27 protein-coding genes and 1 tRNA gene are annotated in these 26400 nt (G+C 64.2%); 23 read left to right on the top strand and 5 right to left on the bottom strand.

Annotation, left to right across the window (positions count from 1 at the left end; translation table 11 throughout):
• Nucleotides 1-293 precede the first annotated feature (293 nt).
• From U3648_RS14075 to U3648_RS14050, 6 genes are all read left to right on the top strand, one after another.
• A complete protein-coding gene (locus U3648_RS14075; protein WP_420859867.1) occupies nt 294-1499 on the top strand; it encodes a class I SAM-dependent methyltransferase in 1206 nt (401 codons plus the stop codon).
• Complete coding sequence (locus tag U3648_RS14070; RefSeq protein WP_420859866.1) at nt 1499-2176, top strand: SOS response-associated peptidase; 678 nt, start codon at nt 1499-1501, stop codon at nt 2174-2176. Before U3648_RS14075 ends, U3648_RS14070 begins: the two co-directional genes overlap by 1 nt.
• 36 nt (nt 2177-2212) lie before the next feature.
• Nucleotides 2213-2286, top strand: a tRNA-Gly gene (locus U3648_RS14065).
• A gap of 201 nt (nt 2287-2487) precedes the next feature.
• Nucleotides 2488-4281, top strand: coding sequence for an ABC transporter transmembrane domain-containing protein (locus U3648_RS14060; protein WP_420859865.1), 1794 nt, complete (start codon nt 2488-2490; stop codon nt 4279-4281).
• 67 nt (nt 4282-4348) lie between these two features.
• A complete protein-coding gene (locus U3648_RS14055) occupies nt 4349-4996 on the top strand; it encodes a suppressor of fused domain protein (protein ID WP_420859864.1) in 648 nt (215 codons plus the stop codon).
• Between the two features lie 118 nt (nt 4997-5114).
• Nucleotides 5115-7007, top strand: a complete 1893-nt coding sequence (locus U3648_RS14050) for an acyl-CoA synthetase (RefSeq protein WP_420859863.1) — start codon at nt 5115-5117, stop codon at nt 7005-7007.
• 69 nt (nt 7008-7076) lie between these two features.
• Here U3648_RS14050 and U3648_RS14045 read toward each other — a convergent pair whose 3' ends face one another.
• Nucleotides 7077-8159, bottom strand: coding sequence for a Gfo/Idh/MocA family protein (locus U3648_RS14045; protein ID WP_420859862.1), 1083 nt, complete (start codon nt 8157-8159; stop codon nt 7077-7079).
• Nucleotides 8156-8878 carry a GntR family transcriptional regulator gene (locus tag U3648_RS14040; RefSeq protein WP_420859861.1) on the bottom strand — a complete coding sequence of 241 codons (723 nt, stop codon included), beginning with the start codon at nt 8876-8878 and terminating at the stop codon, nt 8156-8158. Before U3648_RS14040 ends, U3648_RS14045 begins: the two co-directional genes overlap by 4 nt.
• Nucleotides 8879-9006: 128 nt before the next feature.
• Here U3648_RS14040 and U3648_RS14035 point away from each other — a divergent pair, with 128 nt between their 5' ends.
• The 6 genes from U3648_RS14035 (at nt 9007) to U3648_RS14010 (ending at nt 14896) form a co-directional block, all read left to right on the top strand.
• Nucleotides 9007-10161 (top strand): LLM class flavin-dependent oxidoreductase, encoded by a 1155-nt coding sequence (locus U3648_RS14035; protein ID WP_420859860.1) that lies wholly within the window; start codon nt 9007-9009, stop codon nt 10159-10161.
• The gene (locus U3648_RS14030) at nt 10161-11045 is read left to right on the top strand and encodes an aldo/keto reductase (protein WP_420859919.1); all 885 of its coding nucleotides are present in this window, start codon (nt 10161-10163) and stop codon (nt 11043-11045) included. Before U3648_RS14035 ends, U3648_RS14030 begins: the two co-directional genes overlap by 1 nt.
• A 1-nt stretch (nt 11046) precedes the next feature.
• On the top strand, nt 11047-11556 hold the full coding sequence (locus tag U3648_RS14025; RefSeq protein WP_420859859.1) for a flavin reductase family protein: 510 nt from the start codon (nt 11047-11049) through the stop codon (nt 11554-11556).
• A 78-nt stretch (nt 11557-11634) separates the two neighbouring features.
• Entirely contained in the window at nt 11635-12231 is a 597-nt protein-coding gene (locus U3648_RS14020) for a TRAP transporter small permease (RefSeq protein ID WP_420859858.1), read from the top strand.
• Nucleotides 12231-13802 carry a TRAP transporter large permease gene (locus tag U3648_RS14015; protein WP_420859857.1) on the top strand — a complete coding sequence of 524 codons (1572 nt, stop codon included), beginning with the start codon at nt 12231-12233 and terminating at the stop codon, nt 13800-13802. The genes U3648_RS14020 and U3648_RS14015 overlap by 1 nt, the downstream gene beginning before the upstream one ends.
• A gap of 26 nt (nt 13803-13828) precedes the next feature.
• Complete coding sequence (locus U3648_RS14010; protein WP_420859856.1) at nt 13829-14896, top strand: TRAP transporter substrate-binding protein; 1068 nt, start codon at nt 13829-13831, stop codon at nt 14894-14896.
• A 305-nt stretch (nt 14897-15201) separates the two neighbouring features.
• Here U3648_RS14010 and U3648_RS14005 read toward each other — a convergent pair whose 3' ends face one another.
• Entirely contained in the window at nt 15202-15681 is a 480-nt protein-coding gene (locus U3648_RS14005) for a tetratricopeptide repeat protein (protein ID WP_420859918.1), read from the bottom strand.
• On the opposite strand from U3648_RS14005, the gene U3648_RS14000 reads away from it, so the two are divergent.
• Nucleotides 15673-16992 (top strand): cytochrome-c peroxidase, encoded by a 1320-nt coding sequence (locus U3648_RS14000; RefSeq protein WP_420859855.1) that lies wholly within the window; start codon nt 15673-15675, stop codon nt 16990-16992. The two genes, U3648_RS14005 and U3648_RS14000, sit on opposite strands and share 9 nt — an antisense overlap.
• A 228-nt stretch (nt 16993-17220) precedes the next feature.
• On the opposite strand, the gene U3648_RS13995 is transcribed toward U3648_RS14000, so the two are convergent.
• A complete protein-coding gene (locus U3648_RS13995) occupies nt 17221-17466 on the bottom strand; it encodes a DUF2842 domain-containing protein (protein ID WP_420859854.1) in 246 nt (81 codons plus the stop codon).
• Nucleotides 17466-18761, bottom strand: a complete 1296-nt coding sequence (locus U3648_RS13990; RefSeq protein ID WP_129679339.1) for an adenylosuccinate synthase — start codon at nt 18759-18761, stop codon at nt 17466-17468. Before U3648_RS13990 ends, U3648_RS13995 begins: the two co-directional genes overlap by 1 nt.
• A 158-nt stretch (nt 18762-18919) precedes the next feature.
• Here U3648_RS13990 and U3648_RS13985 point away from each other — a divergent pair, with 158 nt between their 5' ends.
• The 10 genes from U3648_RS13985 to U3648_RS13940 all read left to right on the top strand — a co-directional run bounded on the left by U3648_RS13985 (nt 18920) and on the right by U3648_RS13940 (nt 26384).
• Nucleotides 18920-19318, top strand: coding sequence for a DUF6524 family protein (locus tag U3648_RS13985; RefSeq protein ID WP_420859853.1), 399 nt, complete (start codon nt 18920-18922; stop codon nt 19316-19318).
• Between the two features lie 49 nt (nt 19319-19367).
• Nucleotides 19368-19643, top strand: coding sequence for a hypothetical protein (locus U3648_RS13980; protein ID WP_420859852.1), 276 nt, complete (start codon nt 19368-19370; stop codon nt 19641-19643).
• An 86-nt stretch (nt 19644-19729) separates the two neighbouring features.
• The gene (gene secG / locus U3648_RS13975; protein WP_420859851.1) at nt 19730-20092 is read left to right on the top strand and encodes a preprotein translocase subunit SecG; all 363 of its coding nucleotides are present in this window, start codon (nt 19730-19732) and stop codon (nt 20090-20092) included.
• 179 nt (nt 20093-20271) lie between these two features.
• Entirely contained in the window at nt 20272-21915 is a 1644-nt protein-coding gene (pyrG, locus tag U3648_RS13970; RefSeq protein ID WP_420859850.1) for a CTP synthase, read from the top strand.
• Entirely contained in the window at nt 21912-22616 is a 705-nt protein-coding gene (locus tag U3648_RS13965) for a hypothetical protein (protein WP_420859849.1), read from the top strand. Before pyrG ends, U3648_RS13965 begins: the two co-directional genes overlap by 4 nt.
• Before the next feature lie 89 nt (nt 22617-22705).
• Nucleotides 22706-23485 carry a 23S rRNA (adenine(2030)-N(6))-methyltransferase RlmJ gene (locus U3648_RS13960; RefSeq protein WP_420859848.1) on the top strand — a complete coding sequence of 260 codons (780 nt, stop codon included), beginning with the start codon at nt 22706-22708 and terminating at the stop codon, nt 23483-23485.
• Between the two features lie 54 nt (nt 23486-23539).
• On the top strand, nt 23540-23980 hold the full coding sequence (locus U3648_RS13955; protein ID WP_420859847.1) for a tellurite resistance TerB family protein: 441 nt from the start codon (nt 23540-23542) through the stop codon (nt 23978-23980).
• A complete protein-coding gene (locus U3648_RS13950; protein WP_420859846.1) occupies nt 23980-24777 on the top strand; it encodes a phosphate/phosphite/phosphonate ABC transporter substrate-binding protein in 798 nt (265 codons plus the stop codon). The genes U3648_RS13955 and U3648_RS13950 overlap by 1 nt, the downstream gene beginning before the upstream one ends.
• Before the next feature lie 78 nt (nt 24778-24855).
• Nucleotides 24856-25632 carry an ABC transporter ATP-binding protein gene (locus tag U3648_RS13945; protein ID WP_420859845.1) on the top strand — a complete coding sequence of 259 codons (777 nt, stop codon included), beginning with the start codon at nt 24856-24858 and terminating at the stop codon, nt 25630-25632.
• A 32-nt stretch (nt 25633-25664) separates the two neighbouring features.
• Nucleotides 25665-26384 (top strand): transporter substrate-binding domain-containing protein, encoded by a 720-nt coding sequence (locus U3648_RS13940; RefSeq protein WP_420859844.1) that lies wholly within the window; start codon nt 25665-25667, stop codon nt 26382-26384.
• The last annotated feature ends 16 nt before the right edge of the window (nt 26385-26400 follow it).

Genomic DNA, 26400 nt, shown 5'->3' with positions numbered 1-26400 from the left:
AGGCCCCCGCCGCAGGGATAGGCACCCTGAACTGTCTAACCGCCGTGCACGAACCGAGGGGCGGGAAGCAAAGCGCCCGCCCCGTGGGGGCGGTTCGGGCGCTGCCAAATCTGCGATTTGGCACTGGAGCTACGCATGTGGTCAAGTGCCGCGCCCGTCGGGTGGGTTGAAACCCATCTTACGCCCGTTCCCCAACCTTACAGGTCTGGCCCGAAAATGCGGACCTGAATGTAAGGTGGGTTTCAACCCACCTCCCCCTTTTCCTTGCGGCCACGCCGCCCTAGGCTCTGCCCATGGTCACCGTTTCCGAACAATACGAAGCCTTCCCCTATCCCGCCCGCGACCCGGCCGAGGAAAAGTCCCGGCTGGTTACCGGCTCTCCATCAAACCCGGTCGAGATGGATCACTTCCTTTGGGGCGGCCAGCGGGACTGGTCCAAGCGCCTGCGCGTCCTCGTGGCGGGCGGCGGCACCGGCGACGGGCTGATCCAACTGGCGCAGCTGATGACGGACGCGCGCCGCCCCTATGACATCACCTATGTCGACCTCTCCCGCGCGTCGCGCGGGGTGGCGGAGGCGCGGGCAAAGGTCCGGGGGTTGAAGAATATCCGGTTCCTGACAGGCAGCCTTCTGGACGCGCCTGATCTTGGCCAGTTCGACTACATCGACTGTTGCGGGGTGCTGCACCACCTGCCCGACCCTGCGGCGGGCTTTCGGGCTCTGCGCGCCGCCTGCGCCCCCGGCGGGGGGCTGGGGTTCATGGTCTATGCGCCATTGGGCCGGTCCGGGGTCTATCCCCTGCAACGGGCCTTTGGCGCGATGTTCGACGGGCTGCCGCCCGAAGACCGGCTGACCGCCGCCCGCAAGGTTTTTGTCGCCCTGCCCGACGCGCATCCGTTCAAGCGCAACCCGAACCTTGGCGATCACAAGTCGTCGGACGCGGGGTTCTATGATCTTCTGCTGCATGGGCAGGACCGCGCCTATTCGGTGCCGGACCTGCTGGCGGAACTGGCGGGCGCGGGCTGGGCCCTGTCCGATTTCGCATCGCCCGGGCAATATGACCCCAGCCGGTTCGGCCCCGTTCCCGACGCGATGGACCGGCCCGCCCGGATGGCACTGGCCGAAGACCTGTCGGGTACGTTGAAGGTCCATGTCGGCTATGCCGTGCCGGCGGACGACCCCCGCCAGCCTGCTGGTGGCGCTGCGCCCGACCTGATCCCGCACCTGAAAGGCGGCCCGCCGCAGGCACTGGCCGGGGCCGTGGCGCAGGGCCGCCCGATCCCGATCAAAAGCGGGCAGGAAACCATCACCCTGTCCCTGCCGCCCGAGGCCGCGCCGCTGATCGCACGGATCGACGGGCGCAGCAGCATCGGCGCGATCACCAAGGCGGCGGGGCTGACCACGGACACCGCCCGCCCGCTGTGGCTGGCGCTGGAACAGGCGCTGTCGCCCTGGGGGCTTTACCAATACTCGGCGCTCCTGAAGGGGCGGGTCCGCTGATGTGCGGGCGCATGGCGATCACCCTTCCGCAGGACGCGATGGCGCAGATGTTCGCCGCCACCCCTGACAACGACCTGCCGCAGGACCCCAACTTCAACGTCTGCCCCACGAACCGGATCGCGGTTGCCACCTCGGACGCGGGCGCCCGGCGGCTGCGACCGATGCGCTGGGGCTTCGTGCCCGCCTGGTACAAGACCCCGACCGACGGGCCGCTGCTGATCAACGCAAGGTCCGAAACCATCGCCGAAAAGCCCGCCTTTCGCGAGGCCTGCCGCCAGCGCCGCTGCCTGATCGCCGCCGACGGGTTCTATGAATGGGAACGGCCCAAGGGCGGACAGCCCTTGCCCTGGTATGTCACCCGGGCGGATGGCGTGCCGATGGTCTTTGCCGGCATCTGGCAGGACTGGGAAAAACCGGGCCACGACCCGCTGACCGCCTGCGCCATCGTCACCTGCGCGGCCAATGCCGACATGGCCCGCATCCACCACCGGCTGCCCGTGGTGCTTGACCCCGCTGACTGGGCGCTATGGCTGGGCGAGGAAGGCAAGGGCGCGGCCCGGCTGATGCGCCCCGCCCCGGATGGGGCCCTGCACCTGCGGCGGGTCGGGACCGAGGTGAACTCCAACCGGGCCAGCGGGCCGCAATTGATCGAACCGATCGGTGACGCGGGGGCTTGAACCTCCCCCGCGCTGCATCTTATACGGGGGGCCGAAGCGGGCGTTGTGTAATGGTAAGACCCTTGCCTTCCAAGCAAGAGATACGGGTTCGATTCCCGTCGCCCGCTCCATCCTTTCCCCAAGGGTCCAATCCATCGCGCCCGGTCCTGTCCTTCTTTGGGTGGGTAAATATCCCGGGGTGAATGGCCCGGAAGGGCCAGAGGGGCAGCGCCCCTTCGTCACCATGGGTCTTGACCCATGGGCCCCTCCTGCTTGCGCCCCGCGCCCGCGCCGCTTAAGTGGATGCAACGCGAACCCATGCAGGAAACGATATGTCTGACGCCCCGCTGCCCGTCGAGGCCGAACGTGCCAAGTCGAAACGCGTTGGCGCGCTGGCCGGTCTTTGGCCCTTCCTGCGCCCCTACCGGTTGATGATCGCGGCCGCCGGGGTGGCCCTTGTCCTGACGGCGATGATTTCGCTGACCCTGCCCTTGGCCGTGCGCCGCGTGGTCGACAATTTCGAAGGCGGGGCCACCACCCTTCTGGACCAGTATTTCGGCGCGGCGCTGGCCATTGCCGCCCTTCTCGCCGCCGGGACCGCGCTGCGCTACTACCTTGTCACCCGGCTGGGCGAACGGGTCGTGGCCGATATCCGCGAGGCAGTGTTCAACCGCGTCATCGGGATGAGCCCCTCGTTCTTCGAAAACATCATGACCGGTGAGGTCCTGAGCCGGATCACCACCGACACCACCCTGATCCTGTCGGTGATCGGCTCCTCCGTCTCGGTCGCGCTGCGCAACGTGCTGATCTTCCTTGGCGGCATGGTCCTGATGCTCTTCACCTCGGCCAAGCTGACCGGGCTGGTCCTGTTGATCGTGCCTGCCGTGATCGTGCCCATTGTCGTTCTGGGCCGCCGCCTTCGCGCGCTGAGCCGGGAAAACCAGGACTGGATCGCGGCCTCCTCGGGCAATGCGTCCGAGGCGTTGTTGTCGGTGCAAACCGTGCAGGCCTTTACCCAGGAAGTCCGTGCCGCCGCCCGATTTGCCGAAGTGACCGAGAAAAGCTTTGTCTCGGCCAAGCGCCGGATCGCGACCCGGTCGCTGATGACGATGATCGTGATCTTCCTGATCTTCGCGGGCGTCGTCGGTGTCTTGTGGGTTGGTGCGCGCGATGTGCGGCTGAACATGATGACCGTGGGCGAGTTGGTGCAGTTTGTCATCTATGCCGTCATGGTTGCCGGCGCGGTTGGCGCCCTGTCGGAAATCTGGGGCGAATTGCAGCGGGCCGCCGGCGCGACCGAGCGGCTGGTCGAACTGTTGAACGCCGACGACCGGGTGAAAGACCCGGACCAGCCCGCCCCGACCCCCGACATGCGGGGCGAGCCGATCCGGTTTGACGGGGTCACCTTCCACTACCCGTCCCGGCCCAACATGGCCGCGCTGGACAGAATCGACCTGACCGTTGCGCCGGGCGAAACCGTGGCCCTTGTCGGCCCGTCGGGCGCGGGAAAATCCACCATCATCCAGCTTCTGCTGCGGTTCTACGACCCCGACAGCGGTGCAATCCGGCTGGGCGACGCGGCCCTGACCGACCTGTCCCGCGCCGCCTTCCGCCAGCAGATCGCCCTTGTCCCGCAGGACCCGGTGATCTTTGCCGAAACCGCGCGGGAAAATATCCGTTTTGGCCGCCCCGATGCCACCGATGCCGAGGTCGAGGAGGCCGCCCGCGCCGCCGCCGCGCACGATTTCCTGACCGCGCTGCCCAATGGCTATGACACCTATGTGGGCGAACGCGGCGTGATGCTGTCGGGCGGCCAGAAACAGCGCATCGCCATTGCCCGCGCCATCCTGCGCGACGCGCCGATCCTGCTTCTGGACGAAGCGACCAGCGCGCTGGACGCCGAAAGCGAACGCCTTGTGCAGCAGGCGGTGGACCGGCTGGCCGAAACCCGGACCACGCTGATCGTTGCCCACCGTCTTGCCACCGTGAAAAAGGCCGACCGCATCGTCGTCTTCGACGAGGGCCGGATCGTGGCGCAGGGCACGCATGAGGCGCTGGTGGCCGAAGGTGGCCTCTACGCCCGTCTGGCCCGCCTGCAGTTCACCGAAGGTCTGGCCGCCGAATAACCATTCCTTGCCAGATTTCCCTGAATGCGGGATGCTTCCGGTCATTAGACAGGAAGGGACAGAGTTCATGGATTTGGCAGCGATCAGGAAAATTCGGGAAAAGGACGTCTATCCGGAGCTGTTCGGAGAGGCGAACCGACCGCCGTTCAAATTGCAGCAGGAAGTTTTCGGCGCCTTCGGCGATGTCGAGGTGGATGCCCATTGGCTGGAGTTCCAGATTTGCGAATTCAAGCCAACGACAGAGCGTGCCAGCTGGCTCTACGTCACCTCTGGCTATTCCGATCCGCAGGGCGTGGACCCTGCCGATTACAACCCCAACGGCGAATCCGGCGTCGGGGTCGAGTTCTTCCTTGAGACCGAGGAGAAGGCGGATTGGGCGATCATGCGCCTGCAAAGCCTTCTGACCTATGACCTGCTCTTGGCCGACGGGCAGGTGGACGGCGAGCCGCTGGCGTTTCACGATGTGATCCCGCTGAACCATCCGGTGGACGGCAATGACCGTTGCCAGATCATGAACATGGTGATGATCCCGCCCGAACGCCCGCCCGAGGCGTTTTCGCTTCCGTCCGGCAATGTGATGCTGGCGGGCTTTGTCGGGATCACCAATGCCGAACGCGACTTTGCCGCCGAGTTCGGGATGGAGCACCTGACCGACAAGCTGCGCGCCGCCGGGGCCTGTCCCCTAACCCTGCCCAAGCGGGAAAGCGTGGTCTGACGGACCGGCAAAAGGGGTGTTTCGCTGCGTCATACTTGCGCGACGCGACACAGCGATTACCTCTTGAGGCACAAGAAGGCGGGGCGAAGATCCCGCGTTACTCAGGGAGGAGTTAACGGTGACCTATGCGACGGTCGCGGATCGCGACGCAATCGTGAACGAAATGCCGTGGGACAAGCGCGATCTGCCGGTCACCACATATGGGATGCTGTCCCATACCGCCGCCGCCCATGGTGGCCGCGCGGCTGTCAGCTATCAGATCCTGTCGGACCCCAAGTCCAAGAAGGAAACCCTGTCCTGGTCCGAACTGAAGGACCGCACCAGCCAGACCGCCAACCTGCTGCGCAGCCTTGGCGTGGGGCCGACCGATGTGGTGGCCTATCTTCTGCCCAACTGCAACGAAACGGTGCTGACCTATCTGGGCGGGCAGGTCGCGGGGATCGTCAACCCGATCAACCCGCTGCTGGAGGCCGAACAGATTGCGGCCATCCTGCGGGAAACCAACGCCAAGGTTCTGGTCACCCTGAAGGGGTTCCCAAAGACCGACGTGCCGCAAAAGGCGGCCGAGGCGGTGCGCCTTGCCCCCAATGTCGAAACCGTTCTCGAGGTGGACCTTGTCCGCTACCTGTCGGGGCTGAAAAAGGTCATCGTGCCGCTGATCCGGCCCAAGGTCGCCGTGACCCACAAGGCAAAGGTGCTGGATTTCAACGCGGAAATCGCCAAGCAGCCGACCAAGCTGACGTTCGAGGATGTTCAGCAGGACCGGGTCGCCGCCTATTTCCATACCGGCGGCACCACAGGGATGCCGAAGGTGGCGCAGCACCGCTATTCCGGGATCATCTACAACGCCTGGCTGGGCGACCGGCTGTTGTTCTCGCCCGAGGACGTCCAGATTTGCCCGCTGCCGATGTTCCACGTCTTCGCGGCCATCGTCTGTATGGGCGCCTCACTGTCCTCTGGCGCGCATATCGTATTCCCGACGCCCGCCGGTTATCGCGGCGACGGGGTGTTCGACAATTTCTGGAAACTGGTCGAACGCTACAAGGTGACCTTCATGATCACCGTGCCGACCGCCATGTCCGCGCTGATGCAGCGCAAGGTCGATGCGGATATTTCCAGCCTGAAACTGGCCTTCTGCGGGTCGGCCCCGCTGCCGGTGGAGCTGTATAAACGCTTCGAACAGGCCGCCGGGGTGACCATCTGCGAAGGCTATGGCCTGACCGAGGCGACCTGCCTTGTGTCGATCAACCCGCCGGACGGGGAAAAGAAGATCGGGTCGATCGGCCTTCCCTTCCCCTATACCGATATCAAGATCATGGCGGTGGACACCCACGAGGAATGCCCGACCGACCATGTGGGCGAAATCTGCGTGTCGAATCCCGGCGTTTACATGGGCAACACCTATACCGAAGAGGCCAAGAACGCCGATCTGTTCTATCCCGGCCCGAAATCCAACGCCCAGTATCTGCGCACCGGCGACCTTGGCCGGGTGGACAAGGATGGCTACCTCTGGATCACCGGCCGCGCCAAGGACCTGATCATTCGCGGCGGTCACAACATCGACCCGGCCGAGATCGAAGAGGCGCTGGCGGGTCACCCCGATGTGGCCTTTGTCGGCGCGATTGGCCAGCCGGATGCACATGCGGGCGAAATCCCCTGCGCCTATGTGGAACTGGTTGATGGCGGCAGCGCCTCGGAAGACGAGCTTTTGGCCTATGCCAAAGAGAAGATCCACGAACGCGCGGCTCATCCGAAGCATCTGGAAATCCTGCCCGAACTGCCGAAAACCGCCGTGGGCAAGATCTTTAAGCCGGACCTGCGCAAGCGCGCGATCACCCGCGTCTATAACGAGGCGCTGGCCCATGCCGACGCCGCCGCCGAAGTGGCAGAGGTGGTCGAGGACAAGAAGCGCGGCCTGGTCGCCCGGCTGCAAAAGACCGGCACCGTGTCCGAACAGGACATTGTCAGTGCGCTTGGGGCCTTTACCCGTCCGTGGGAATGGATGGAGTAATCCGGTCGCAATGAACAATGGAAAAGGGCGCCCGCGGGCGCCCTTTTCTGTTTCGGATCGTCCGAAGGATCAAAGGCTGACAGCCTGCCCTGTCCGGGCGCTTTCCTGTGCGGCCAGCCCGATCCGGACGGCCCACATCCCGTCTTCCAACGTCACCTCGGGCGTGCCTTCGCCCCGGACCACGGCATTGAACCGCTGGTGCTGGTAGAAAGTGGATCCGTTGTGATCCCCGGCGGCCAGAAGCGTCGGGTCGACCGGAATCTCGGACATCCGGGGCCCCTTGGGGCTGCGCGGCGAGACAATCAGTTGCGGCACCGGCGGATCACCCAGATCCTTCGGCCAGAACCGGCCCGGACCGGGCACCAGCGCCTCGATCTTGCCGGTGGGACCGACCGCCGTGACCTCTTCCTGATAGCGCGACCCTTCGGCGAACATGCACAATTCCAACATCGCCCGCGCCCCGCCCGCAAAATCGACGATGACATAGGCATTGTCCCAGATGTCGGGAACCTGCCCGTCATAGGTTTCGTTCAGGTGATTTACCGACTGCCCGCCGGTGGCCATGACGCGCACCGGATCGTCCTTCAGGACCAGCCGCATCAGGTCGAAGAAGTGGCAGCATTTCTCGACCAATGTCCCGCCTTTATTAGCGTTGAACCGGTTCCAGTCGCCGATCTTGGGCAGGAAGGGAAAGCGGTGTTCGCGGATCGTCAGCATCTTGATCCCGCCGGTCGCGCCCTCGGCCTGATCCAGCAGGGCGGCGATGGGCGGCATATAGCGGTATTCCATCGCCACCCAGATCGGGGCGGGGTAGTCCGCGATCAGCTCTTGCAGAAACGCAACATCCGCCGGATCGGTATAGAGCGGCTTTTCACAGAGGATCGGCAAGGGGCGCGTGTCGCGGATTTCGCGTAGCTGGCTGACGTGCAGGTGGTTGGGGCTGACAATCACCAGCGCGCCAAGATCGTCTATCGCCAGCATATCAGCGATGGAGGCGCAGACGGTCGCGCCGCCCGCCTCTTTCGCCGCATGTTCGGCCAGCGAGGCAACCGGGTCGTAGACGGCTGTCACCCGCGCCTCGGGCAGAAGCGCGATGTTGTGGATGTGTTCGTGCCCCATCATGCCGCAGCCGATAAGCCCGTAGTTGATCATGTTTTTCCTCCGCCGATCCGGCTGACATAGTTGACCGTTTTCGGGTCGAACCAGTTACGTGAAAATTCCACCGCCCGGCCCAGGCTGTCGCGCCCGACCCGTTCGACATATCCTGCAATCTCTCCGACCCGCATGGGAAAGCGCGGGTCGGTCCAGTCGGGCACCGGCGCGACCGAAGCCCGGTCTTCCGCCGACAGGATCGTGACCCCCAGCGATTCGCGGTAGAAGAGGTAGAGCGATTCCGAGACCGCCCCGGCCTCGATTGTTTCTGCCAAAGACCCGTCGAGCCAGATTTCCTCCATCGCGGCGGGAACGCCGGACAGGAAGCGCAAACGCCGGAACCGCCAGCCGTCCGACGACGGTCCGAAGGCAGGCGCCCCTGCGGGCTTGGGCAGAAGATCGACCGACAGAACCTCTGCCGTGGGCATCCCCCCACCTTCTTTCAGTTCCAGCCGCAGCATGGAGTAGACAGAGGCGACCGAGGGTCTGTGTCGGATATAGTTCCCAGAGCCCTGCACCCGTTCCAGCAGGCCTTTTTCCTCAAGTATCCGCAGCGATTTTCGCAGGGTTCCGACGGCGGTATTCAACGAGGCGGCCATGTCCCGTTCGGGCGGCAGCTTGGCCCCGTCGGCCAGACGCCCGGCGGCGATATCGCGGATCAGCATCTCGCTGATCTGGACATAGATCGGAAGTGCCGTAATCGGCCTGCTGCGCGCCAAAACCCTGTTTCCCCCCTTGGCCGCATCTTTGGCAATGCGGCAAATTGATACACCATTGATGCATCAAAAATCAGATGCTATGCAAGGGGCAATCGAACGCGAACACAGCCACCGAATGGAAGACCCCAATGACCGTCGTCCCGATCACATCGCCGGACCTTGATGCCGCCGAAGTCAGTTGGTTTTCAGCACTTTGTTCGGACGACTACCGCTATCTTGGCGTTCCGGACGGGGCGTTGCGGTCGTCCTGGGAACATTGCCGCGATATCGTGCTTGAGGCGGAAAAACAGGGGTTCCGCAATATCCTTGCCCCGTCGTCCTATCAGGTTGGACAGGACACGCTGAGCTTTGTTGCCGGAATGGCGCCGCTGACCGAGCGAATCAACATGCTGGCCGCGATCCGCTGCGGCGAGGTGCAGCCGATCATGCTGGCCCGCACGGTGGCCACATTGGATCACATGATGAAGGGCCGGCTGACGCTGAACGTCATTTCGTCGGACTTCCCCGGTGAAAAGGCCGACAGTTCCTATCGCTACCAGCGGTCGCGCGAGGTGGTGGAGATCCTGAAACAGGCCTGGACCCAGGACGAGATCAACTACCACGGCGAGATTTACAATTTCGAAGGGCTGACCACCGATCCGGTCCGCCCCTATCAGACCGGCGGCCCGCTTCTGTATTTCGGGGGCTATTCGCCGGATGCGCTGGAACTGTGCGGCCAGCATTGCGACGTCTACCTGATGTGGCCGGAAACGAAGGACCAGCTGGCCGAGCGGATGAAGGCGGTGAACGCCGCCGCCGAACGCCACAACCGGACGCTGGATTATGGTCTGCGGGTGCACATGATCGTCCGCGACACCGAGGCCGAGGCCCGCGAATACGCCGAAAGCCTTGTGTCTAAACTGGACGATGAATACGGCCGCCTGATCCGCGAACGGGCCCATGACAGCGCGTCGCTGGGCGTGTCGCATCAGGCCCGCGCCCGCGAATTGGCCGACCAGTTTGGATACATCGAACCGAACCTCTGGACCGGCGTTGGCCGGGCGCGGTCGGGCTGTGGCGCGGCGCTGGTCGGCTCTGCCGATCAGGTGCTGTCGGCGATCGAGGACTATCGCAAGATGGGCATCCGCGCCTTCATCTTCTCGGGCTACCCGCATATCGACGAGGCGCAGCATTTTGGCCGGCTGGTCCTGCCCGAGCTGAAGACCTGTTCGATGCCCCATGCCTATGGCCGGGTTCCTGCCGAAACCCCTGCAACGCCGCTGGGCGCGGGAGAGCGCAAATGATGGACCGGATCGAAATTCAGGACGGTCTGTCCTTTTCCCGCATCGTCTATGGCCTGTGGAGGCTGGGCGATGATGCCGACACATCGCCCGCGCATGTGCAGGCCAAGATCGAGGCCTGCCTTGAGCAGGGCATCACCACGATGGATCAGGCCGACATCTACGGCGAATACATGGCCGAAGAGATCATGGGTGCGGGGCTGACCCCGGCCCTGAAGGACCAGATCGAGATCGTCACCAAATGCGATATCGTGGCCCCCTGTGGCCGGTTCTCGGACGCCAAGGTCAAGTATTACGACACCAGCCGCGCCCATATCCTGAAGTCGGTCGACGATTCCCTGCGCCTGATGGGGATCGACAAAATTGACCTTCTACTGGTTCACCGCCCCGACCCGTTCATGGATCACCATGAAACCGGCGCGGCGCTGGACGAGGTTGTGGCCAGCGGCAAGGTCCGCGCCGTGGGCGTGTCGAACTTCAAACCCTGGGACTGGACCCTTCTGCAATCGGCGATGAAGACGAAGCTGGTGACCAACCAGATCGAGCTGAGCCTGACCGCCCATGACGGGTTAACCAATGGCGATGTGGCGTTCCTTCAGGAACGGGGCCTGCCGCCGATGGCGTGGTCCCCGCTGGGTGGCGGCAGCCTGATGACCGCAGATACCGACCTGACCCGGCTGATGGACCAGATCGCCGCCGAAAGCGGCACCGACCGCGCCGCCGTGGCCACCGCATGGCTGCTGGCCCATCCGGCCCGCATTCTGCCGGTCATGGGCACCAACAACCTTGGCCGGATCGCCAAGATTTCCGATGCGCTCAAGGTGGAAATGGGCCGCGAACGCTGGTTCGAATTGTATACCGCGGCACTGGGACGGGAGGTCGCCTGACATGGACGGAGGCTGGGATCATCAGATGCAGGTTCTTGACCCGACAACGGATTCGCGTGGCTACCGCAGCGCGCTGGGCGCATTCGCAACTGGCGTGACCATTGTCACCACCGACAGCGACGAAGGCCCGGTGGGGATCACGGTGAACAGCTTTTCCTCGGTCAGTCTTGATCCGCCGCTGGTGCTGTGGTCCCCTGCGAAGGGGTCAAACCGGTTCCACCATTTCGCCGAGGCCAAGCATTTCGCAATTCATGTTCTCCACAGCCATCAGCGCTATATCTGCGAGGGGTTTGCCCGCAGCAAGACGGCGTTCGAGGGGCTGGACTGGGAGGTTGGAGACCATGGCGTGCCGATCATCGGTGGCTGCCTTGCCTGTTTCGAATGTGATCTGGAGGCCTCGCACGATGCGGGGGATCACGTGATCCAGGTGGGCCGCGTCCGCCGCGCCGCCTTTCGCGAAGGCGCGCCGCTGTTGTTCCAAAGCGGCAAACTGGTCAGCCTGCCGGGCTGATCCATCCGGACCGGGCCGAAAAGAGCCCGGCCGATCCAACGGGACGGGGCATTGCGCCCCGATATAGGGAGGACCGCAATGGCGGTATTGATGGGGCTGCTTTGGCCCCTCGAGCGATTGAACAACGCTGTTCTGGCCGTCGGCCGCGTCATCGCGGTCGCGGCCCTTGCCGTTATGGTCTGCCTGATCCTTGGGCAGGTCTTTTTCCGCTATGTGCTGAACGACGCCCCCAACTGGACCGAGGAAGGCGCCCGGTTCGGAATGCTGTGGATGACCGGGCTGATGGCGCCGCTGGCCTTTCGGCAGGGCGGGTTCGTCGCCATCGACATGCTGGAACGCGCCCTGCCCAAGATCGGCGCGACGCTGCTGTCGCTGGCCCTGTTGTGCATCTCGTTCTGGGTTCTGATCATCGCCTGGGACAAGGGGCTGAACAACCACGTCGACAGCCTGACCGGGCGCGGCTGTTCATCCTCGCTACGCTGGCCCTTTGGGATCGAGGTCGGCAAATGCGGGCCGAAGTTCGCCAACCAATATCAATACGCGGCGCTTTGGGTGGGGATCAACCTGCTGATCCTCGTGAACGTCGAGCTGATCCTGCGCAACCTGATCACCCTGATGGGCGGGGCCGACCGGCTGACCGACCTTCGGGGCGAAGACATGGCGGGGGCTGACTGATGCTGTTGTGGTTTCTACCCCTTTTCCTGATCCTGATCATGATCGGCCTGCCGGTGGTTTTTGCCCTGCTGGCCGCCCCCTTCGGCCTGTTGGTTCTGGACGATCAGGCCCGCCAACTGTCGGTCCTCTATCGAAATTTTTACAACGGGATGGACAGCTTCCCGCTGATGGCCCTGCCCTTCTTCATGCTGGCGGGCGAGATCATGAACCGTGGCGGCATCACCATCCGCCTGGTGGAGTTTTCGCAGGCGATCATGGGGCATCTGCGCGGCGGGCTGGCCCATGTGAACATCCTGTCGTCGATCCTTTTCGCGGGCCTGTCCGGGTCGGCGGTGGCCGATACCTCGGCCCTTGGGTCCACCCTGATCCCGGCGATGGAAAAGAACGGCTATACCCGCAAATTCGCCGCCGCCGTGACAGCGGCCAGTTCGGTGATCGGGCCGATCATCCCGCCCTCGGGGATCATGATCATTTATGCCTATGTCATGGGCGAAAGCGTCGCGGCCCTGTTCCTTGCCGGGATCGTGCCGGGCATCCTTGTCGGCGTAGGACTGATGATCATGGTCCGCGTCATGGCCGACCGTTACGACCTGCCCAAGGCGGAACGGATCGTCACCAAGAACCAGACAGTCAGCCCGGTGGAATACTGGGTCAGCTTCCTGCTGCTGCGGCTGAATGTGGCGGGCCTGTTGATGGCCGTCTATTCGGGCCTTTCGGTGCGGGTCGGTCTGGCCACGCTCGCCGACAATGGCGACAAGCTGCACCAGATCAACCTGTGGATCGTCTTTGCCGTCATGCTCGTCATCGCGCATGGGCTGATGATGGGTTACCGCCGCCGCGTCAGCCACGATTTCCGCATGGTCTGCAAAAAGGCAATCGCGCCGCTGCAAACCCCGATCATCATCCTTGGCGGCATCCTGATCGGGGTGATGACCCCGACCGAGGCCTCGGCCATCGCGGTCCTTTATGCGCTGATCGTCAGCTTCTTCGTGCTGCGCTCGATGACCGTGAAAGACCTGATCGAGGTGCTGTCACGCTCGGCGCTGGCCACCTCGGCGGTGTTGATGCTGGTCGGTGCGGCGGTGGCGTTCAAGACGGTGGTGTCGCTGTCCTATGCGCCGCAGATCCTGACCGAACAGATCCTGAGCCTGAGTCAGAACCCGTTGGTCCTTCTGTTCCTGATCAACGTGCTCTTGTTCATCGTCGGCATGTTCCTGGACGCCGGGCCCGCGATCATCATCCTTGGGCCGATCCTTGGCCCGATCTTCGTCGAACTGGGGGTTCACCCGGTTCACTTCGCCATCATCATGAGCGTCAACCTGACCGTCGGCCTTGCCACCCCGCCCATGGGGCTGGTGTTGTTCGTCGCCTCAACGGTCAGCCGGGAGCGGGTGGAAACCATCGCCCGCGCGATCCTGCCCTTCCTTGCAGTCGAGGTCGCGGTGATCTTCCTGATCACCTATTTCCCGCAAATTTCGATGACGGTTCCCTATCTTGCGGACTTCTTGGGATGTTCGCCGGACGCCGGCTACATGGCGTGCATAAGCCCTGAGCCACAATTCACCAACTAAGAGACAGCCAACTGGGAGGACTCCGAATGCTGAAACATCTCTTGACCGCGGCGACCATTACCGCCGCTTCCTTTGCGGGGGTCGCCGCATATGCCGAAGGGCATGGCGAAACGATCACCCTGCGCGCCACCGCGAACTCGAACGAAGCGGACGAAGACTATGCCGGTCTGATCGTGTTCAAGGACTACGTCGAAGCCGCATCGAACGGCGCGATCGAAGTGGAACTGTTCATCGGCACCCAGCTGTGCTCGAACGGCGCCGAATGCCTTGAGGGCGTGTCGGAAGGGTCGATCGACATCTACATTTCCACCTCGGGCGGGGCCGCGGGCATCTTCCCCTATGTGCAGGTTCTGGACCTGCCCTATCTGATGGCCGACGACCGCGTGGCCGAACACGTGCTGCAAGGTGATTTCGTGCGCACCATGCGCGACATGGCCCTTGCCGACAGCGGCGACACCATCCGTCTGATGACCATTGGCAACACCGGCGGCTGGCGCAACTTCGCCAACACCCAGCGGCGCATCCAGACCCCCGCCGACATGGAAGGCCTGAAGATCCGCACCGTGGTCGCCGATTTGCCGCAGGAACTGGTCCGCGCCCTTGGCGCCTCGCCGACCCCGATCCCGTGGCCGGAACTGTTCACCTCGTTCCAGACCGGCGTTGTTGACGGGTCCAAGAACGGCATCACCGACATCATGGGCATGAAGTTCCCCGATGCGGGCCTGCAGTACATCACCCTTGATGGGCACGCCTATATGGGCGCCCTGTGGTGGATGAACAACGACAAGTTTATGGACATGGACCCGGCGATGCGCCGCGTTGTCGTGGACGGCTTCTATGCGCTTCAGCAGGCCACCTTTGCCGCGCCCAAGCGGGGCGCGATCCAAGCCTATGCCGATTTCGTTGAAGGTGGCGGTGACATCTACGTCCCGACCCCGGAAGAAAAGGCCATGTTCGCCGAGGCCGCCGCCCCGGTGCAGGGCTGGTTCCGCGAGAACGTTCAGGGCGGGGACCAGATCCTTGACGCGCTGATCGCCGCCGTGGCCGATGCCGAGGCAGACCTTGCCGCCGCCTACGAGGCCGACCTGAACTAAGGGTTCAGAGGTCCGAGACAGGGGCCGCTCCGGGACACCGGGGCGGCCTTTCATCTTGTGAAGGGGCCGTCAGGCATGAGCTTTGGTCCGACGTTCGCAGGAGGCCCATCGGCAGACCGCGGGATGGCGATCAACGCCGGTGCTGTGCGCTTTATCTCTGCCACGTCCGCGCTCCGCATAAGCGATGTACCCAGTCCCGCCAAATCGCCAGCCCCGTGGGCGGTCTGGCGATGGGCCGGCACCTTCGGTGCCATTCGGCCCCGGCCAAAGGATGGCCGTTTCCCCCCACAACGCGGACCAAGCCATTACCGGAACGGATACATCCATGGCCGGTAGTCGTCGATCAGCACCTGCGCCCGCGCCCGTTCCTCGGCCGTCATCCGTGGGGTCAGTTCTTCCAGTGAATCCGGTGCGTCCACGTCCCCGCCGATGGCCGACAGCGCATACCACAGGTAGGCCCGCACAAGGTCCGGTTCGGGGATGCCGCGCCCGACCTCGTAATACCAGCCCAGACCCGATTGCGCCCCCGGGTGCCCCTTCAGCGAGGCCCGCAGATACCAGTCGAAGGCCCGCTCGTCGTCCCGTTCCACCCCAAGGCCCAGCGCATACATGACCCCGATCAACTCTTCCGCGTCGGCATTGCCCGACCGTGCCAGCACCCGGAACTGTGCCATCGCCTCGGCAAATTCGCCCGCCTCCATCAGGTCCCGTGCCTCTTCCAGATCGGCGGCGAAAACCGGGGTTGAGACTGCCAGACAACCTGCCAGAATGATCCCATGAAACATCGTCTTGCCTGCGGTCTTCATCTGGTACTTGTCCTTCTGGCCGGGTCGCTTCGGGCGGACCCCGAACCGATCAGCCTTGATGATTTCCTGCAAGTGGACGCGGCGCAAGCCCGGATCGGGCAGTTGCTGTTTTATGACCCGATCCTCAGCGGCAATCGCAATATTTCCTGCGGTACCTGCCACCATCACGACCACGGCAGCGGCGACGGGCTAAGCCTTGGGATCGGCGAGGGTGGCACGGGCGTTGGCCCCGACCGCACCCCCGGCGAAGGTCCCGACCGCATCCGCAAACGCATTCCACGCAATGCACCGGGGCTGTGGAACCTTGGCCACCGCTCTGTCCGGGTCATGTTCCACGACGGGCGGCTGGAGGTGTCGGATCAGTTCGGCAACGGCTTTGATAGCCCGGCAGAGGAATGGCTGCCGCAGGGGCTGGACAATATCCTTGCCGCGCAGGCCCTGTTTCCACTGACCGCCCAGTTCGAGATGGCGGGCAACGTGGGCGAGAACGAGGTGACAGGTGCGGTTCATGACCGGATCGACCTTGGTTGGCCGGTCATTGCCAAACGGGTCCGCACCATCCCCGAATACGGAGAGATGTTTGTCGCTGCCTTTGACCACATCGACGACCCAAGCGAGGTCACCATCGTCGAGATCGGAAATGCGCTGGGGGCCTTCATGGCCCGCGAATGGATCAGCATCGACAGCCCCTATGACCGCTGGCTGGCCGGGGACGCGACGCTGCCGGACGACGCGGACCGGGGGCGCGAGTTGTTCTTTGGACGGGCCAATTGTGCGTCCTGTCATTCGGGGCCTTTGTTCACCGATCAGGGATTCCACGCCCTTGGCCTGCCCGCCTTCGGCCCCGGCCGCACCCGCCCCTTTGACCCAATGCCACGCGACGTGGGCCGGATGGGGGAAAGCGACCTTCTGGAGGATGCCTACAGGTTCCGCACCCCGTCCCTGCGCAACGTCGCCCTGACCGCGCCCTATGGCCACAACGGGGCCTATGCGACGCTGGAGGGGATCATCCGCCACCATGCGGACCCGGTAGGCACTGCGGCCAACTGGACGCCCGCCGACGCGGGTCTGCCCGATGTGCCCTGGCTGGCGGCGGGGGATTTCGCGATCCGTCAGGACCGGCTGGAAATGGCGCGGCAGGCCGCGCGGCTGGATATCGTGCCGGTGGCCCTGACCGAGGAAGACATCGCGGATCTGGTCGCCTTCCTTGAGGCGCTTACCGGGACCACGGCGGGCACGCGCCCGCTTGGGCGTCCCGACAGGGTGCCGTCTGGCTTGCCGGTGGATTGAAGGGCCCCGCCCGATCCGGGGCGGGCGCTTTGGCCGGGCAGGTCTGCTTGATTTATGGTTCCGCCACGTCGGCGGCCTGTGCTGATCGATACGGCGCAATGCGCCCGCCCATGGGGCGGGGCGGGCGCGGCCCGGGCTAGTCGCCCGCGCCAAGACCTACTTCCGACTGAAGGAAGGATGACGTTCCGCGCGGCTCGCGCAACGGACAGGCACTCGCCCGCGCCTGTCCTATTCCTCGGTCGGCGCGTTCGGGTCGGCCTTGCCGATCCCCTTGAAGATGAACTTCAACGGCAGCGCCCAAAGCACCCCCAGCCCGACATAAATCGCCAGTTCCACAAGGATCGACGGCTTGTCCATCGGGTCGGGATGGACCAGCCCGATCACCGTGACCGCGGCCACGATATAGACCGGCAGCCCGACCAGAAGGATAGCAATCGCCCAGCGCTTGCGCGCCTTGTAGGACAGCCCCGCCATCAGTCGGCGAAGGGGTCGGTGACGAGGATGGTATCCTCGCGCTCGGGCGAGGTGGACAGAAGCGCCACCGGGCAGTCGATCAGCTCTTCGATCCGGCGCACGTATTTGATCGCGGCGGCGGGAAGGTCGGCCCAGCTGCGAGCACCTTCGGTCGACTCTGACCAGCCTTCGATCTCTTCATAGATCGGGGTGCAACGCGCCTGCTGATCGGCGGCGGTGGGCAGGTAGTCCAGCCGTTCGCCGTCCAGATCGTAGCCGACACAGATTTTCAGGGTCTCGAACCCGTCCAGCACGTCCAGTTTCGTCAGGCAGATGCCGTTGACGCCCGAGGTGGCGCAGGTCTGACGCACCAGCGCCGCGTCGAACCAACCACAACGGCGCTTGCGCCCGGTGGTGGTGCCGAATTCATGCCCCCGTTCGCCCAGCCGCTGGCCATCCGCGTCGAACAATTCCGACGGGAACGGGCCTTCGCCCACGCGGGTGGTATAGGCCTTCACGATGCCAAGCACATAGTCGATCGACCCTGGCCCGATGCCCACACCGGTCGCCGCCTGCCCGGCGATCACGTTCGAGGAGGTCACGAAGGGATAGGTTCCGAAATCAATGTCCAGAAGCGCGCCCTGCGCCCCTTCGAACAGGATCCGCTTCCCGGCCTTGCGCTTTTCGTTCATCACCTTCCAGACCGGGCCGGCGTATTGCAGGATCTGCGGCGCGATTTCCTTCAGCTGCGCAATCAGCGCCTCGCGGTCCACCTCCTCAAAGCCCAGCCCCCGGCGCAGCGGGTTGTGATGCTGAAGCGCGCGGTCGACGCGGGCAATCAGGGTTTCTTCGTCGGCCAGATCGGCCACGCGGATGGCGCGACGCCCCACCTTGTCCTCATAGGCCGGCCCGATGCCGCGCCCGGTGGTGCCGATCTTGGTGCCTTTCGAAGCGGCCTCTTCCCGCGCCCGGTCCAGCTCTCCGTGTATCGGCAGGATCAGCGGGGTGTTTTCCGCGATCATCAGGGTTTCGGGGCTGATCTCGACCCCCTGCCCGCGGATCGTTTCGATCTCTTTCAGCAGGTGCCACGGGTCCAGCACGACGCCGTTGCCGATCACCGACAGCTTGCCGCCGCGCACAACGCCCGAGGGCAGCGCATGCAGCTTGAACACCGCCCCGTCGATCACCAGCGTGTGGCCCGCGTTATGGCCGCCCTGGAACCGGGCGATGACATCGGCCCGTTCGGACAGCCAGTCCACGATCTTGCCCTTGCCTTCGTCGCCCCACTGCGCGCCGACAACCACCACATTCGCCATGATCGGAATCCCCTTTGGATCAAACCCGCGCCCGTATAGCCGCCCGCGCCGCCCAGCGAAACCGGATTTTCAACGGCGCGACAGTTGGACCGGGCTGGACGGAACCGACATCGCTCGCCATTGTTGGCCCGTGTATCAGCAGGACAGAGGGCGTGCAGATGGTTGGTTTTGGGATCCGGTGGGCGTTTGCCTTTGTCCTTCTGGCCGCGACCTATAACCCGACCGGCTGGAACCTGACCCGTTGGGGGATGGAAAACTGGGAAACCCAGATGCCGCTGACCCTGTTTCTGGGGCTGCTTTTGCTGGTGGGCTATATCATCTACCTGCGGGCGACGCTGCGGTCGATCGGGCTGTTCGGAATGCTGCTGATCCTGCTGATCGCGGCGACCTTTCTTTGGGTCCTCTATGACTATGGCTGGATCAGCCTTGAAGACCCGACCGTGAACACATGGATCGGTCTTGTGTTGATGTCGCTGGTCCTTGGGATCGGCTTGAACTGGAGCCATGTGCGCCGCCGCCTGTCTGGCCAGTCCGACATGGACGATGTCGATGAATAGCCCACGCCGCGCCATATTCCCGTCAGGTTGACCTGCGACACGAGGGCCCATGACACCTGAATATTACATCGGACGCGCGCTCTATTTCCTTTCTCTCGCCTGTTTGGCGGTGGTTGTCCTGTTCGTTGCCTTGTTGGCGATGAACGGGCCAGAGGGGATTGGGTGGGCGATCATCTTTGGGATCTTCATGGGCATTCCGGCGATGGCCTTCTTCATCGTGATGCGAGCATTAGGTCTTCATATCCCAGCGGACCGGCCAGACCCCGACGACTATCTGACCTTGCCGGACGGCACAGTGGTGCGGCGGGACGCAGAGGCATCCTAGGGCACGTATTTCCACGGTTTGGGGTTGCGGCGACGGCCCCTTGCTTCTAGATACCTCCCGTTCACGACAGGCAGAATGAGAGCCCCATGGAAAACGTTGTCCTTGTCATCCACCTGATCCTTGCGCTTTCGCTGATCGGTATCGTTCTGATCCAGCGGTCCGAGGGCGGCGGCCTTGGCATGGGCGGCGGCGGTGGCGGCGTCATGTCGGCCCGCAGCGCGGCGACCGCACTGGGCAAACTGACCTGGATCCTTGCCATCGGGTTCATCTGCACCTCGATCGCGCTGACGATCATCGCGGCGGAAAAATCGGCGGGCGCGTCGGTTGTCGACGGGGCCACCGAAGCGACCGAGGCCGCGCCGGAAGCACCGGTTGATGACGGGCTTGGCCTTGATCTTCTGCCGCCGTCGGGTGGCGATACGGAATCGCTCCTGCCCGGCGCAAACTAAGGCCGAAACCACAACCTGTTGCCGCCCGATGGGTGGCAATTACAGGATATTGCGTATCCGGTTGCGTTCGCGGGGCGAATCCGGTTATACTTAAATCCCGTGAGTATGTGGCCCGATGGACCGAACAACGGGCCGCATTTCCTGACAATTTGGAATGAACGAACGGGGGACGGCCACCGATGGCGCGCTATATTTTCATTACGGGTGGTGTGGTGTCTTCCCTTGGCAAGGGGCTGGCCTCGGCCGCCTTGGGCGCGCTGTTGCAGGCCCGTGGCTTTTCCGTCCGGCTGCGTAAGCTGGACCCCTATCTGAACGTCGATCCCGGCACCATGTCGCCCTTTGAACATGGCGAGGTTTTCGTAACCGACGACGGGGCGGAAACCGACCTCGACCTTGGCCACTACGAACGGTTTACCGGCGTCCCCGCCCGCAAGACCGATTCCGTGTCTTCGGGCCGGATCTATTCCAACGTGCTGGAACGGGAACGGCGCGGCGATTATCTGGGCAAGACCATTCAGGTCGTCCCCCACGTCACCAACGAGATCAAGGATTTCATCCGCATCGGCGATGACGAGGTGGATTTCATGCTCTGCGAGATCGGCGGAACCGTGGGCGACATCGAGGGCCTGCCGTTCTTCGAGGCGATCCGCCAGTTCGCCCATGAAAAACCGCGCGGCGAATGCATCTTCATGCATCTGACCCTGCTGCCCTATCTGGCCGCCAGTGGCGAGTTGAAGACCAAGCCGACGCAGCATTCGGTCAAGGAACTGCAATCCATCGGCCTTGCCCCCGATGTGCTGGTCTGCCGGTCCGAACATCCGATCCCGGAAAAGGAACGCGAAAAGATCGCCCTGTTCTGCAACGTCCGCAAAGAGGCCGTGGTCGCCGCCTATGACCTGAAGTCGATCTACGAAGCGCCGCTCGCCTATCACAACGAAGGGCTAGATCAGGCGGTGCTGGATGCCTTTGGCATTTCCCCCGCGCCCAAGCCGAACCTCGAAAAATGGCTGGATGTGCAGGACCGCATCCACAACACCGACGGCGAGGTCAATGTCGCCATCGTCGGCAAATACGTGCAGTTGGAAGACGCCTATAAGTCGATCAAAGAGGCGCTGACCCATGGCGGCATGGCCAACCGGGTCAAGGTAAACGTGCAATGGGTCGATGCCGAAGTCTTTGACCGCGAAGACGCCGCCCCGCATCTGGAAGGCTTCCACGCAATCCTTGTTCCCGGCGGCTTTGGCGAACGCGGCACCGAGGGCAAGATCAAGGCGGCCGAGTTCGCCCGCACTCGCAAGATCCCCTATCTGGGCATCTGTCTGGGAATGCAGATGGCGGTGATCGAGGCCGCCCGGAACGTCGCCGGTCTGGACAAGGCCGGGTCAGAGGAGTTCGACCACGAGGCCGGGGAAAAGCGGTTCGAGCCGGTCGTCTATCACCTGAAGGAATGGGTACAGGGCAACCACAAGGTCGAACGCAAGGCGGACGACGACAAGGGTGGCACCATGCGCCTTGGCGCCTATTCCGCCGCGTTGGCCGACGGATCGCGCGTGGCCGAGGTGTATGGCGCGACCCAAATCGAGGAACGCCATCGCCACCGCTATGAGGTGGACATGAAATACCGCGACAAGCTGGAGGCCTGCGGGCTGCAGTTTTCCGGGGTCAGCCCCGATGGCCGCCTGCCCGAGATCGTCGAATGGAAGGACCACCCTTGGTTCATCGGCGTCCAGTATCACCCGGAGCTGAAGTCGAAACCCTTCGACCCGCACCCGCTGTTCGCCGATTTCGTGCGGGCCGCCGTGGAAACCTCGCGGCTGGTATGATCCGCTGGGGCCTTGTGTTCTGGGCGGCATTTTCTGCCCTGCCAGCACAGGCCGACGTTCTCCGCGCAGACTATGCCGAGATGGCCGGTCGCCTTGCCGGGCGGCTGGATTTCGAGGATTTCGCCCCCAAGCCAGAGCCGGGAATGTCGGTCGACAGCCTGATCGAGGCTGAGGGGATCACCTTGGGCGAGCACGTCGTCGGGCGACCGCCGCAGACGGCTCCCGGCCCCGGTCCCGGCCAGTTCGATGCGTTCTTCAACCTGATGGGTCTGCCGCCAGACCTGCCCATCGCACCCGGAACACCGGGGCGGAACATGGCCGTTTCCCTGCACGACGGGTTGGGATCGAATGCCCTTTACCCACTTGGACCGGTTGGGTTTCCGGATGTCGGGGCGCTTGGCGAGGGCACCATTGCGGTTCGCTTTGATACCGACCAGACCGAATTCGGCTTTCGTCTGCACGCCGACTACGACGATCCCTTGGGCAGTCGACCCGCGCCGGGGCGGGCCTTTCTGATGATCTTTGGGCGGGACGGGGCACCGATCGGGTTCGATGTCATCCGCTTGCGCCATGGCCCGATGGACCTTGCATGGCGCGTTGACGGGGGACCGGGGGCCGCTGGGTTCACGCTGGCCCCGGATGACCCCGGCGGCTATGCGCTGGACGATTTCATCTTTGCGCTTGTCGCCCCCGCCAGCTAGGACCGGGGTGGTGGGTTGAAACCCACCCTACCCCCGGCGCAGACCCCGTAAGGTGGGTCTTGACCCACCTGACCCGAAAGGCCCCGGCCATGCTGTCCTATCAACACGCCTATCACGCCGGGAACATGGCTGATGTGCACAAGCACGCGGCTCTCGCCTGGGTGCTGGATTACATGGGGCAAAAGCCGAAACCCCTGTCCTATTTCGAAACCCACGCGGGCCGGGGGCTTTATGATCTGGACGCGGTCGAAGCGCAAAAGACCGGCGAGGCGGCGGCGGGCATCGACGTGGTGGACCGGCTGGGCTGGTTCGCCCCGGATCATCCCTTTGCCCGCGCCCTTGCGACCATCCGCGCCACCCATGGGCCCCGCGCCTATCCCGGATCGCCCCTGATCGCGGCAGAGGTTCTGCGCGGCGAAGACAGCCTGCGCCTTGCCGAGTTGCACCCGCAGGAGGTTGCCGCCCTGCGCGAGGTCATGGGCCTTGGCGCCCAGATCGACCAGCGCGACGGGCTTGAGTTGATCCTGTCCGCCGTGCCGCCCGATCCGGGCCGGGGCGTGCTTCTGGTGGACCCGTCCTACGAGGTGAAAGCCGATTATGACGCGATGGCGCAATTCCTGCGCCGGGTGCATCGCAAATGGCCGGTGGGCGTGCTGATCCTGTGGTATCCGATCCTGCGCGATGGTCGCCACGCCCCGATGCTGTCGGCACTGGAACAGGCGATCCCCGGTGGCACCCGGCACGAGGTCGCCTTTCCCCCGGCCCGCGAGGGCCACGGAATGGTCGGGTCGGGCCTGTTCATCGTGAACCCGCCCTATGGGCTGGACGCGGAACTGGCGCGGCTGTCGGGGCTGTTCGCGTCTTTGTGATGCCGGGCGGCCTTGCCCCTTCCCCGCGCGGGATTGCTGGCCTATGTCTTTGACATGTTCGCTGATCTTCTCAAGCGCCTGACGGCCCCCGCCCCTTCCCCGCTGCCCGACACGGACGCGCGGCTTGCCCTTTGTGCCCTTTTGGTGCGGCTGGCCAAGGCCGACGGGGATTATCAGGTGGGCGAGATCGCCCTGATCGACCGGATGATCGCCGCCCGCTACGATCTGAACCCGGTCGAGGCGGCCAAACTGCGGGCGCAGGCCGAGGCGCTGGAACATGACGCCCCCGATACGGTGCGGTTCACCCGCGCGATCAAGGATGCGGTCCCCTACGAGGACCGCGAGGCGGTGATCGAGGCGCTGTGGCGCATCGTGCTGGCCGATGGAATCCGTGAGGAGCATGAGGACCAGCTAATGCGCATGGTCGCGCCGATGCTGGGCGTCAGCGATCAGGACAGCAACCGCATCCGCCTGTCGCTGGAGCGGCCCGCCTGATGTACGCCGCGCTTCCGATGTATGACCGGCCGCAGCACGCCGCGGCGCATGATGCCCTCTGGGCGCTGATCCGGGATGGTCTGCGGGACCGGGGCATCGCCGCCCCCGACACGCTGGACCGCGACACCGGCCATGTGGACGGCTGGGCCCGGCCCGATCTTGTCCTGTCGCAGATCTGCAACCTGCCGTGGCGTGCCCGGTTCCGGGGTAAGGTCACGATGATCGGGGCGGCGGACTATGGCATTCCGGGCGTCGATCCCGGCTATTACACTTCGGTCTTTGTGGTCCGGGCGGATGACCCGGCCACCGACCCGGCCTCCTGCGCCGACTACCGGCTGGCCTATAACGAACCCCTGTCCAATTCTGGCTATGGCGCCCCCCAGCTTTGGGCCGCCGCGCGGGGGTTCCAGTTTGCCCCGCACATCCGCACCGGATCGCATCGCGACAGCATGGAGGCCGTGGCCGAGGGTCGCGCGGATATTGCCGCCATCGACACGCATACCTTCTGGGTGCAGGGGCAGATCGACGATCCGCTAGTCCCCCGGCTTCGGGTCATCGGCACCACGGACGCGACCCCCGGCATGACCTTCGTCACCCGCCCGGGGCAGGACCCGGCCCCCTATTTCGCGGCCATTGCCGAGGCGATCGCCGCCCTGCCGTCTGAACACCGCGACACCCTGCGGTTGCGCGGCCTCGTTCCCCTGCCCGACAGCGCCTATGACATCCCCCTGCCGACCCCGCCCGGGGAAGTGCCGGATCGGCAAGTCGGGCTTGCCGTTTCGGGCAAAGCGACCTAGCGTCAAGCCACAAAGGGCGTTGCAAAGTGGCGGAAATTCCGCCCTACTCAGCCCCTGAACAGGGAAGAGCTGCCGACCGTGACCACAGAAACACCCGTGATCGAAATCCGCGACCTGCACAAATCCTACGGGTCGCTTGAGGTGCTCAAGGGCGTCGATATCAAGGCCAATGCAGGCGATGTGGTATCGCTGATCGGATCGTCCGGGTCCGGCAAATCCACGCTTCTGCGCTGCGCCAATCTTCTGGAAGACAGCCAGCAGGGCGATGTGTTGTTCTGCGGCGAGCCGGTCAAATGGGGGGGCAGCGGGTTGAACCGCCATCCCGCCGACCATGCCCAGATGATCCGCATCCGCACCAACCTGTCGATGGTGTTCCAGCAGTTCAACCTGTGGTCCCATATGACCATCCTGCAAAACGTGATGGAAGCGCCTGTCACCGTCCTTGGCCGCGACAAGGCCGAGGTCGAGGAAGCGGCCCGGAAATACCTTGCCAAGGTGGGGATCGGCGACAAATGCGATGCCTACCCGGCCCAGCTTTCGGGCGGCCAACAGCAGCGCGCCGCGATTGCCCGCGCCCTGTGCATGGAACCCAAGGCCCTGTTGTTCGATGAACCCACATCGGCGCTGGACCCGGAACTGGAACAGGAAGTTGTAAAGGTGATCAAGGATCTGGCCAGCGAGGGCCGCACCATGATCATCGTGACCCATGATATGCGAATGGCCCATGATGTTTCGGATCACGTCGTGTTCCTGCACATGGGCAAGATCGAAGAGGAAGGCGCCCCCGCCGACCTGTTCGGCAACCCACAGACCGACCGGCTGCGGCAGTTCCTGTCCGCCACCGTTCCGGCCTGACCCTGAAGATCAACACCAACTGGGAGAAAACCATGAAGAAACTTATGCTCTCCACGGCGATCGCGGCCTTTGCCGCCGGGGCCGCCTATGCGGAAAGCCACAGCGTTGTCCGCATGGGCACCGAAGGCGCCTACCCTCCGTGGAACTTCATCAATGACGCCGGCGAGGTTGACGGGTTCGAGCGTGAACTGGGTGACGAGCTGTGCGCCCGCGCCGAACTGACCTGTGAATGGGTCACCAACGAGTGGGATTCGATCATCCCGAACCTCGTGTCCGGCAACTACGACACCATCATCGCGGGCATGTCGATCACCGACGAACGCGACGAGGTCATCGACTTTACCCAGGCCTACACCCCGCCGGATCCGTCGTCCTACCTTGCGATGGACGCGGGTCTTGACGTGACCGGCGCCGTGATCGCCGCGCAGGCTGCGACCATTCAGGCCGCCTATGTCGCCGAACAGGGCTGGACCCTTGTCGAATTCCCGACGCCCGAGGAAACCGTGAACGCGGTCCGCAACGGCGAGGCCGACGCGGTTCTGGCCGACAAGGCCTTCCTTGATCCCTTCGTGGGTCAGGACGGGCTGGTGATGCTGGAGCGCTCCGAGATGATCGGCGGCGGTGTCGGCGTCGGCGTGCGTGAATCCGATGGCGAGCTGAAAGCCGCCCTCGACGCGGCGATCCAGTCCATGAAGGACGACGGGTCGCTGAACGCGCTGATCGAAAAGTGGGAAGTCGCCAGCACCTGGTAAGACCCCAAGCGACCCC

The sequence above is a fragment of the Marivivens marinus genome (assembly GCF_035969385.1).
GTDB lineage: Bacteria > Pseudomonadota > Alphaproteobacteria > Rhodobacterales > Rhodobacteraceae > SELP01.
The sequence above is the reverse complement of the archived record's forward strand: the minus strand, read 5'-3'. Positions and strand labels throughout refer to the sequence as shown.

What these genes read in the sequence shown, in the direction of transcription:
- U3648_RS13990 (WP_129679339.1), bottom strand. Translation starts at nt 18,761, where the DNA reads ATGGCGAATGTGGTGGTTGTCGGCGCGCAGTGGGGCGACGAAGGCAAG.
- U3648_RS14035 (WP_420859860.1), top strand. Translation starts at nt 9,007, where the DNA reads ATGACCGTCGTCCCGATCACATCGCCGGACCTTGATGCCGCCGAAGTC.
- U3648_RS14045 (WP_420859862.1), bottom strand. Translation starts at nt 8,159, where the DNA reads ATGATCAACTACGGGCTTATCGGCTGCGGCATGATGGGGCACGAACAC.
- U3648_RS13985 (WP_420859853.1), top strand. Translation starts at nt 18,920, where the DNA reads ATGGTTGGTTTTGGGATCCGGTGGGCGTTTGCCTTTGTCCTTCTGGCC.
- pyrG (WP_420859850.1), top strand. Translation starts at nt 20,272, where the DNA reads ATGGCGCGCTATATTTTCATTACGGGTGGTGTGGTGTCTTCCCTTGGC.
- U3648_RS14075 (WP_420859867.1), top strand. Translation starts at nt 294, where the DNA reads ATGGTCACCGTTTCCGAACAATACGAAGCCTTCCCCTATCCCGCCCGC.
- U3648_RS13955 (WP_420859847.1), top strand. Translation starts at nt 23,540, where the DNA reads ATGTTCGCTGATCTTCTCAAGCGCCTGACGGCCCCCGCCCCTTCCCCG.
- U3648_RS13940 (WP_420859844.1), top strand. Translation starts at nt 25,665, where the DNA reads ATGAAGAAACTTATGCTCTCCACGGCGATCGCGGCCTTTGCCGCCGGG.
- U3648_RS13995 (WP_420859854.1), bottom strand. Translation starts at nt 17,466, where the DNA reads ATGGCGGGGCTGTCCTACAAGGCGCGCAAGCGCTGGGCGATTGCTATC.
- U3648_RS13980 (WP_420859852.1), top strand. Translation starts at nt 19,368, where the DNA reads ATGACACCTGAATATTACATCGGACGCGCGCTCTATTTCCTTTCTCTC.
- U3648_RS14020 (WP_420859858.1), top strand. Translation starts at nt 11,635, where the DNA reads ATGGCGGTATTGATGGGGCTGCTTTGGCCCCTCGAGCGATTGAACAAC.
- U3648_RS14005 (WP_420859918.1), bottom strand. Translation starts at nt 15,681, where the DNA reads ATGTTTCATGGGATCATTCTGGCAGGTTGTCTGGCAGTCTCAACCCCG.
- U3648_RS14055 (WP_420859864.1), top strand. Translation starts at nt 4,349, where the DNA reads ATGGATTTGGCAGCGATCAGGAAAATTCGGGAAAAGGACGTCTATCCG.
- U3648_RS14015 (WP_420859857.1), top strand. Translation starts at nt 12,231, where the DNA reads ATGCTGTTGTGGTTTCTACCCCTTTTCCTGATCCTGATCATGATCGGC.
- U3648_RS13965 (WP_420859849.1), top strand. Translation starts at nt 21,912, where the DNA reads ATGATCCGCTGGGGCCTTGTGTTCTGGGCGGCATTTTCTGCCCTGCCA.
- U3648_RS14030 (WP_420859919.1), top strand. Translation starts at nt 10,161, where the DNA reads ATGGACCGGATCGAAATTCAGGACGGTCTGTCCTTTTCCCGCATCGTC.
- U3648_RS14000 (WP_420859855.1), top strand. Translation starts at nt 15,673, where the DNA reads ATGAAACATCGTCTTGCCTGCGGTCTTCATCTGGTACTTGTCCTTCTG.
- U3648_RS14060 (WP_420859865.1), top strand. Translation starts at nt 2,488, where the DNA reads ATGTCTGACGCCCCGCTGCCCGTCGAGGCCGAACGTGCCAAGTCGAAA.
- secG (WP_420859851.1), top strand. Translation starts at nt 19,730, where the DNA reads ATGGAAAACGTTGTCCTTGTCATCCACCTGATCCTTGCGCTTTCGCTG.
- U3648_RS14010 (WP_420859856.1), top strand. Translation starts at nt 13,829, where the DNA reads ATGCTGAAACATCTCTTGACCGCGGCGACCATTACCGCCGCTTCCTTT.
- U3648_RS13960 (WP_420859848.1), top strand. Translation starts at nt 22,706, where the DNA reads ATGCTGTCCTATCAACACGCCTATCACGCCGGGAACATGGCTGATGTG.
- U3648_RS13950 (WP_420859846.1), top strand. Translation starts at nt 23,980, where the DNA reads ATGTACGCCGCGCTTCCGATGTATGACCGGCCGCAGCACGCCGCGGCG.
- U3648_RS14070 (WP_420859866.1), top strand. Translation starts at nt 1,499, where the DNA reads ATGTGCGGGCGCATGGCGATCACCCTTCCGCAGGACGCGATGGCGCAG.
- U3648_RS14025 (WP_420859859.1), top strand. Translation starts at nt 11,047, where the DNA reads ATGGACGGAGGCTGGGATCATCAGATGCAGGTTCTTGACCCGACAACG.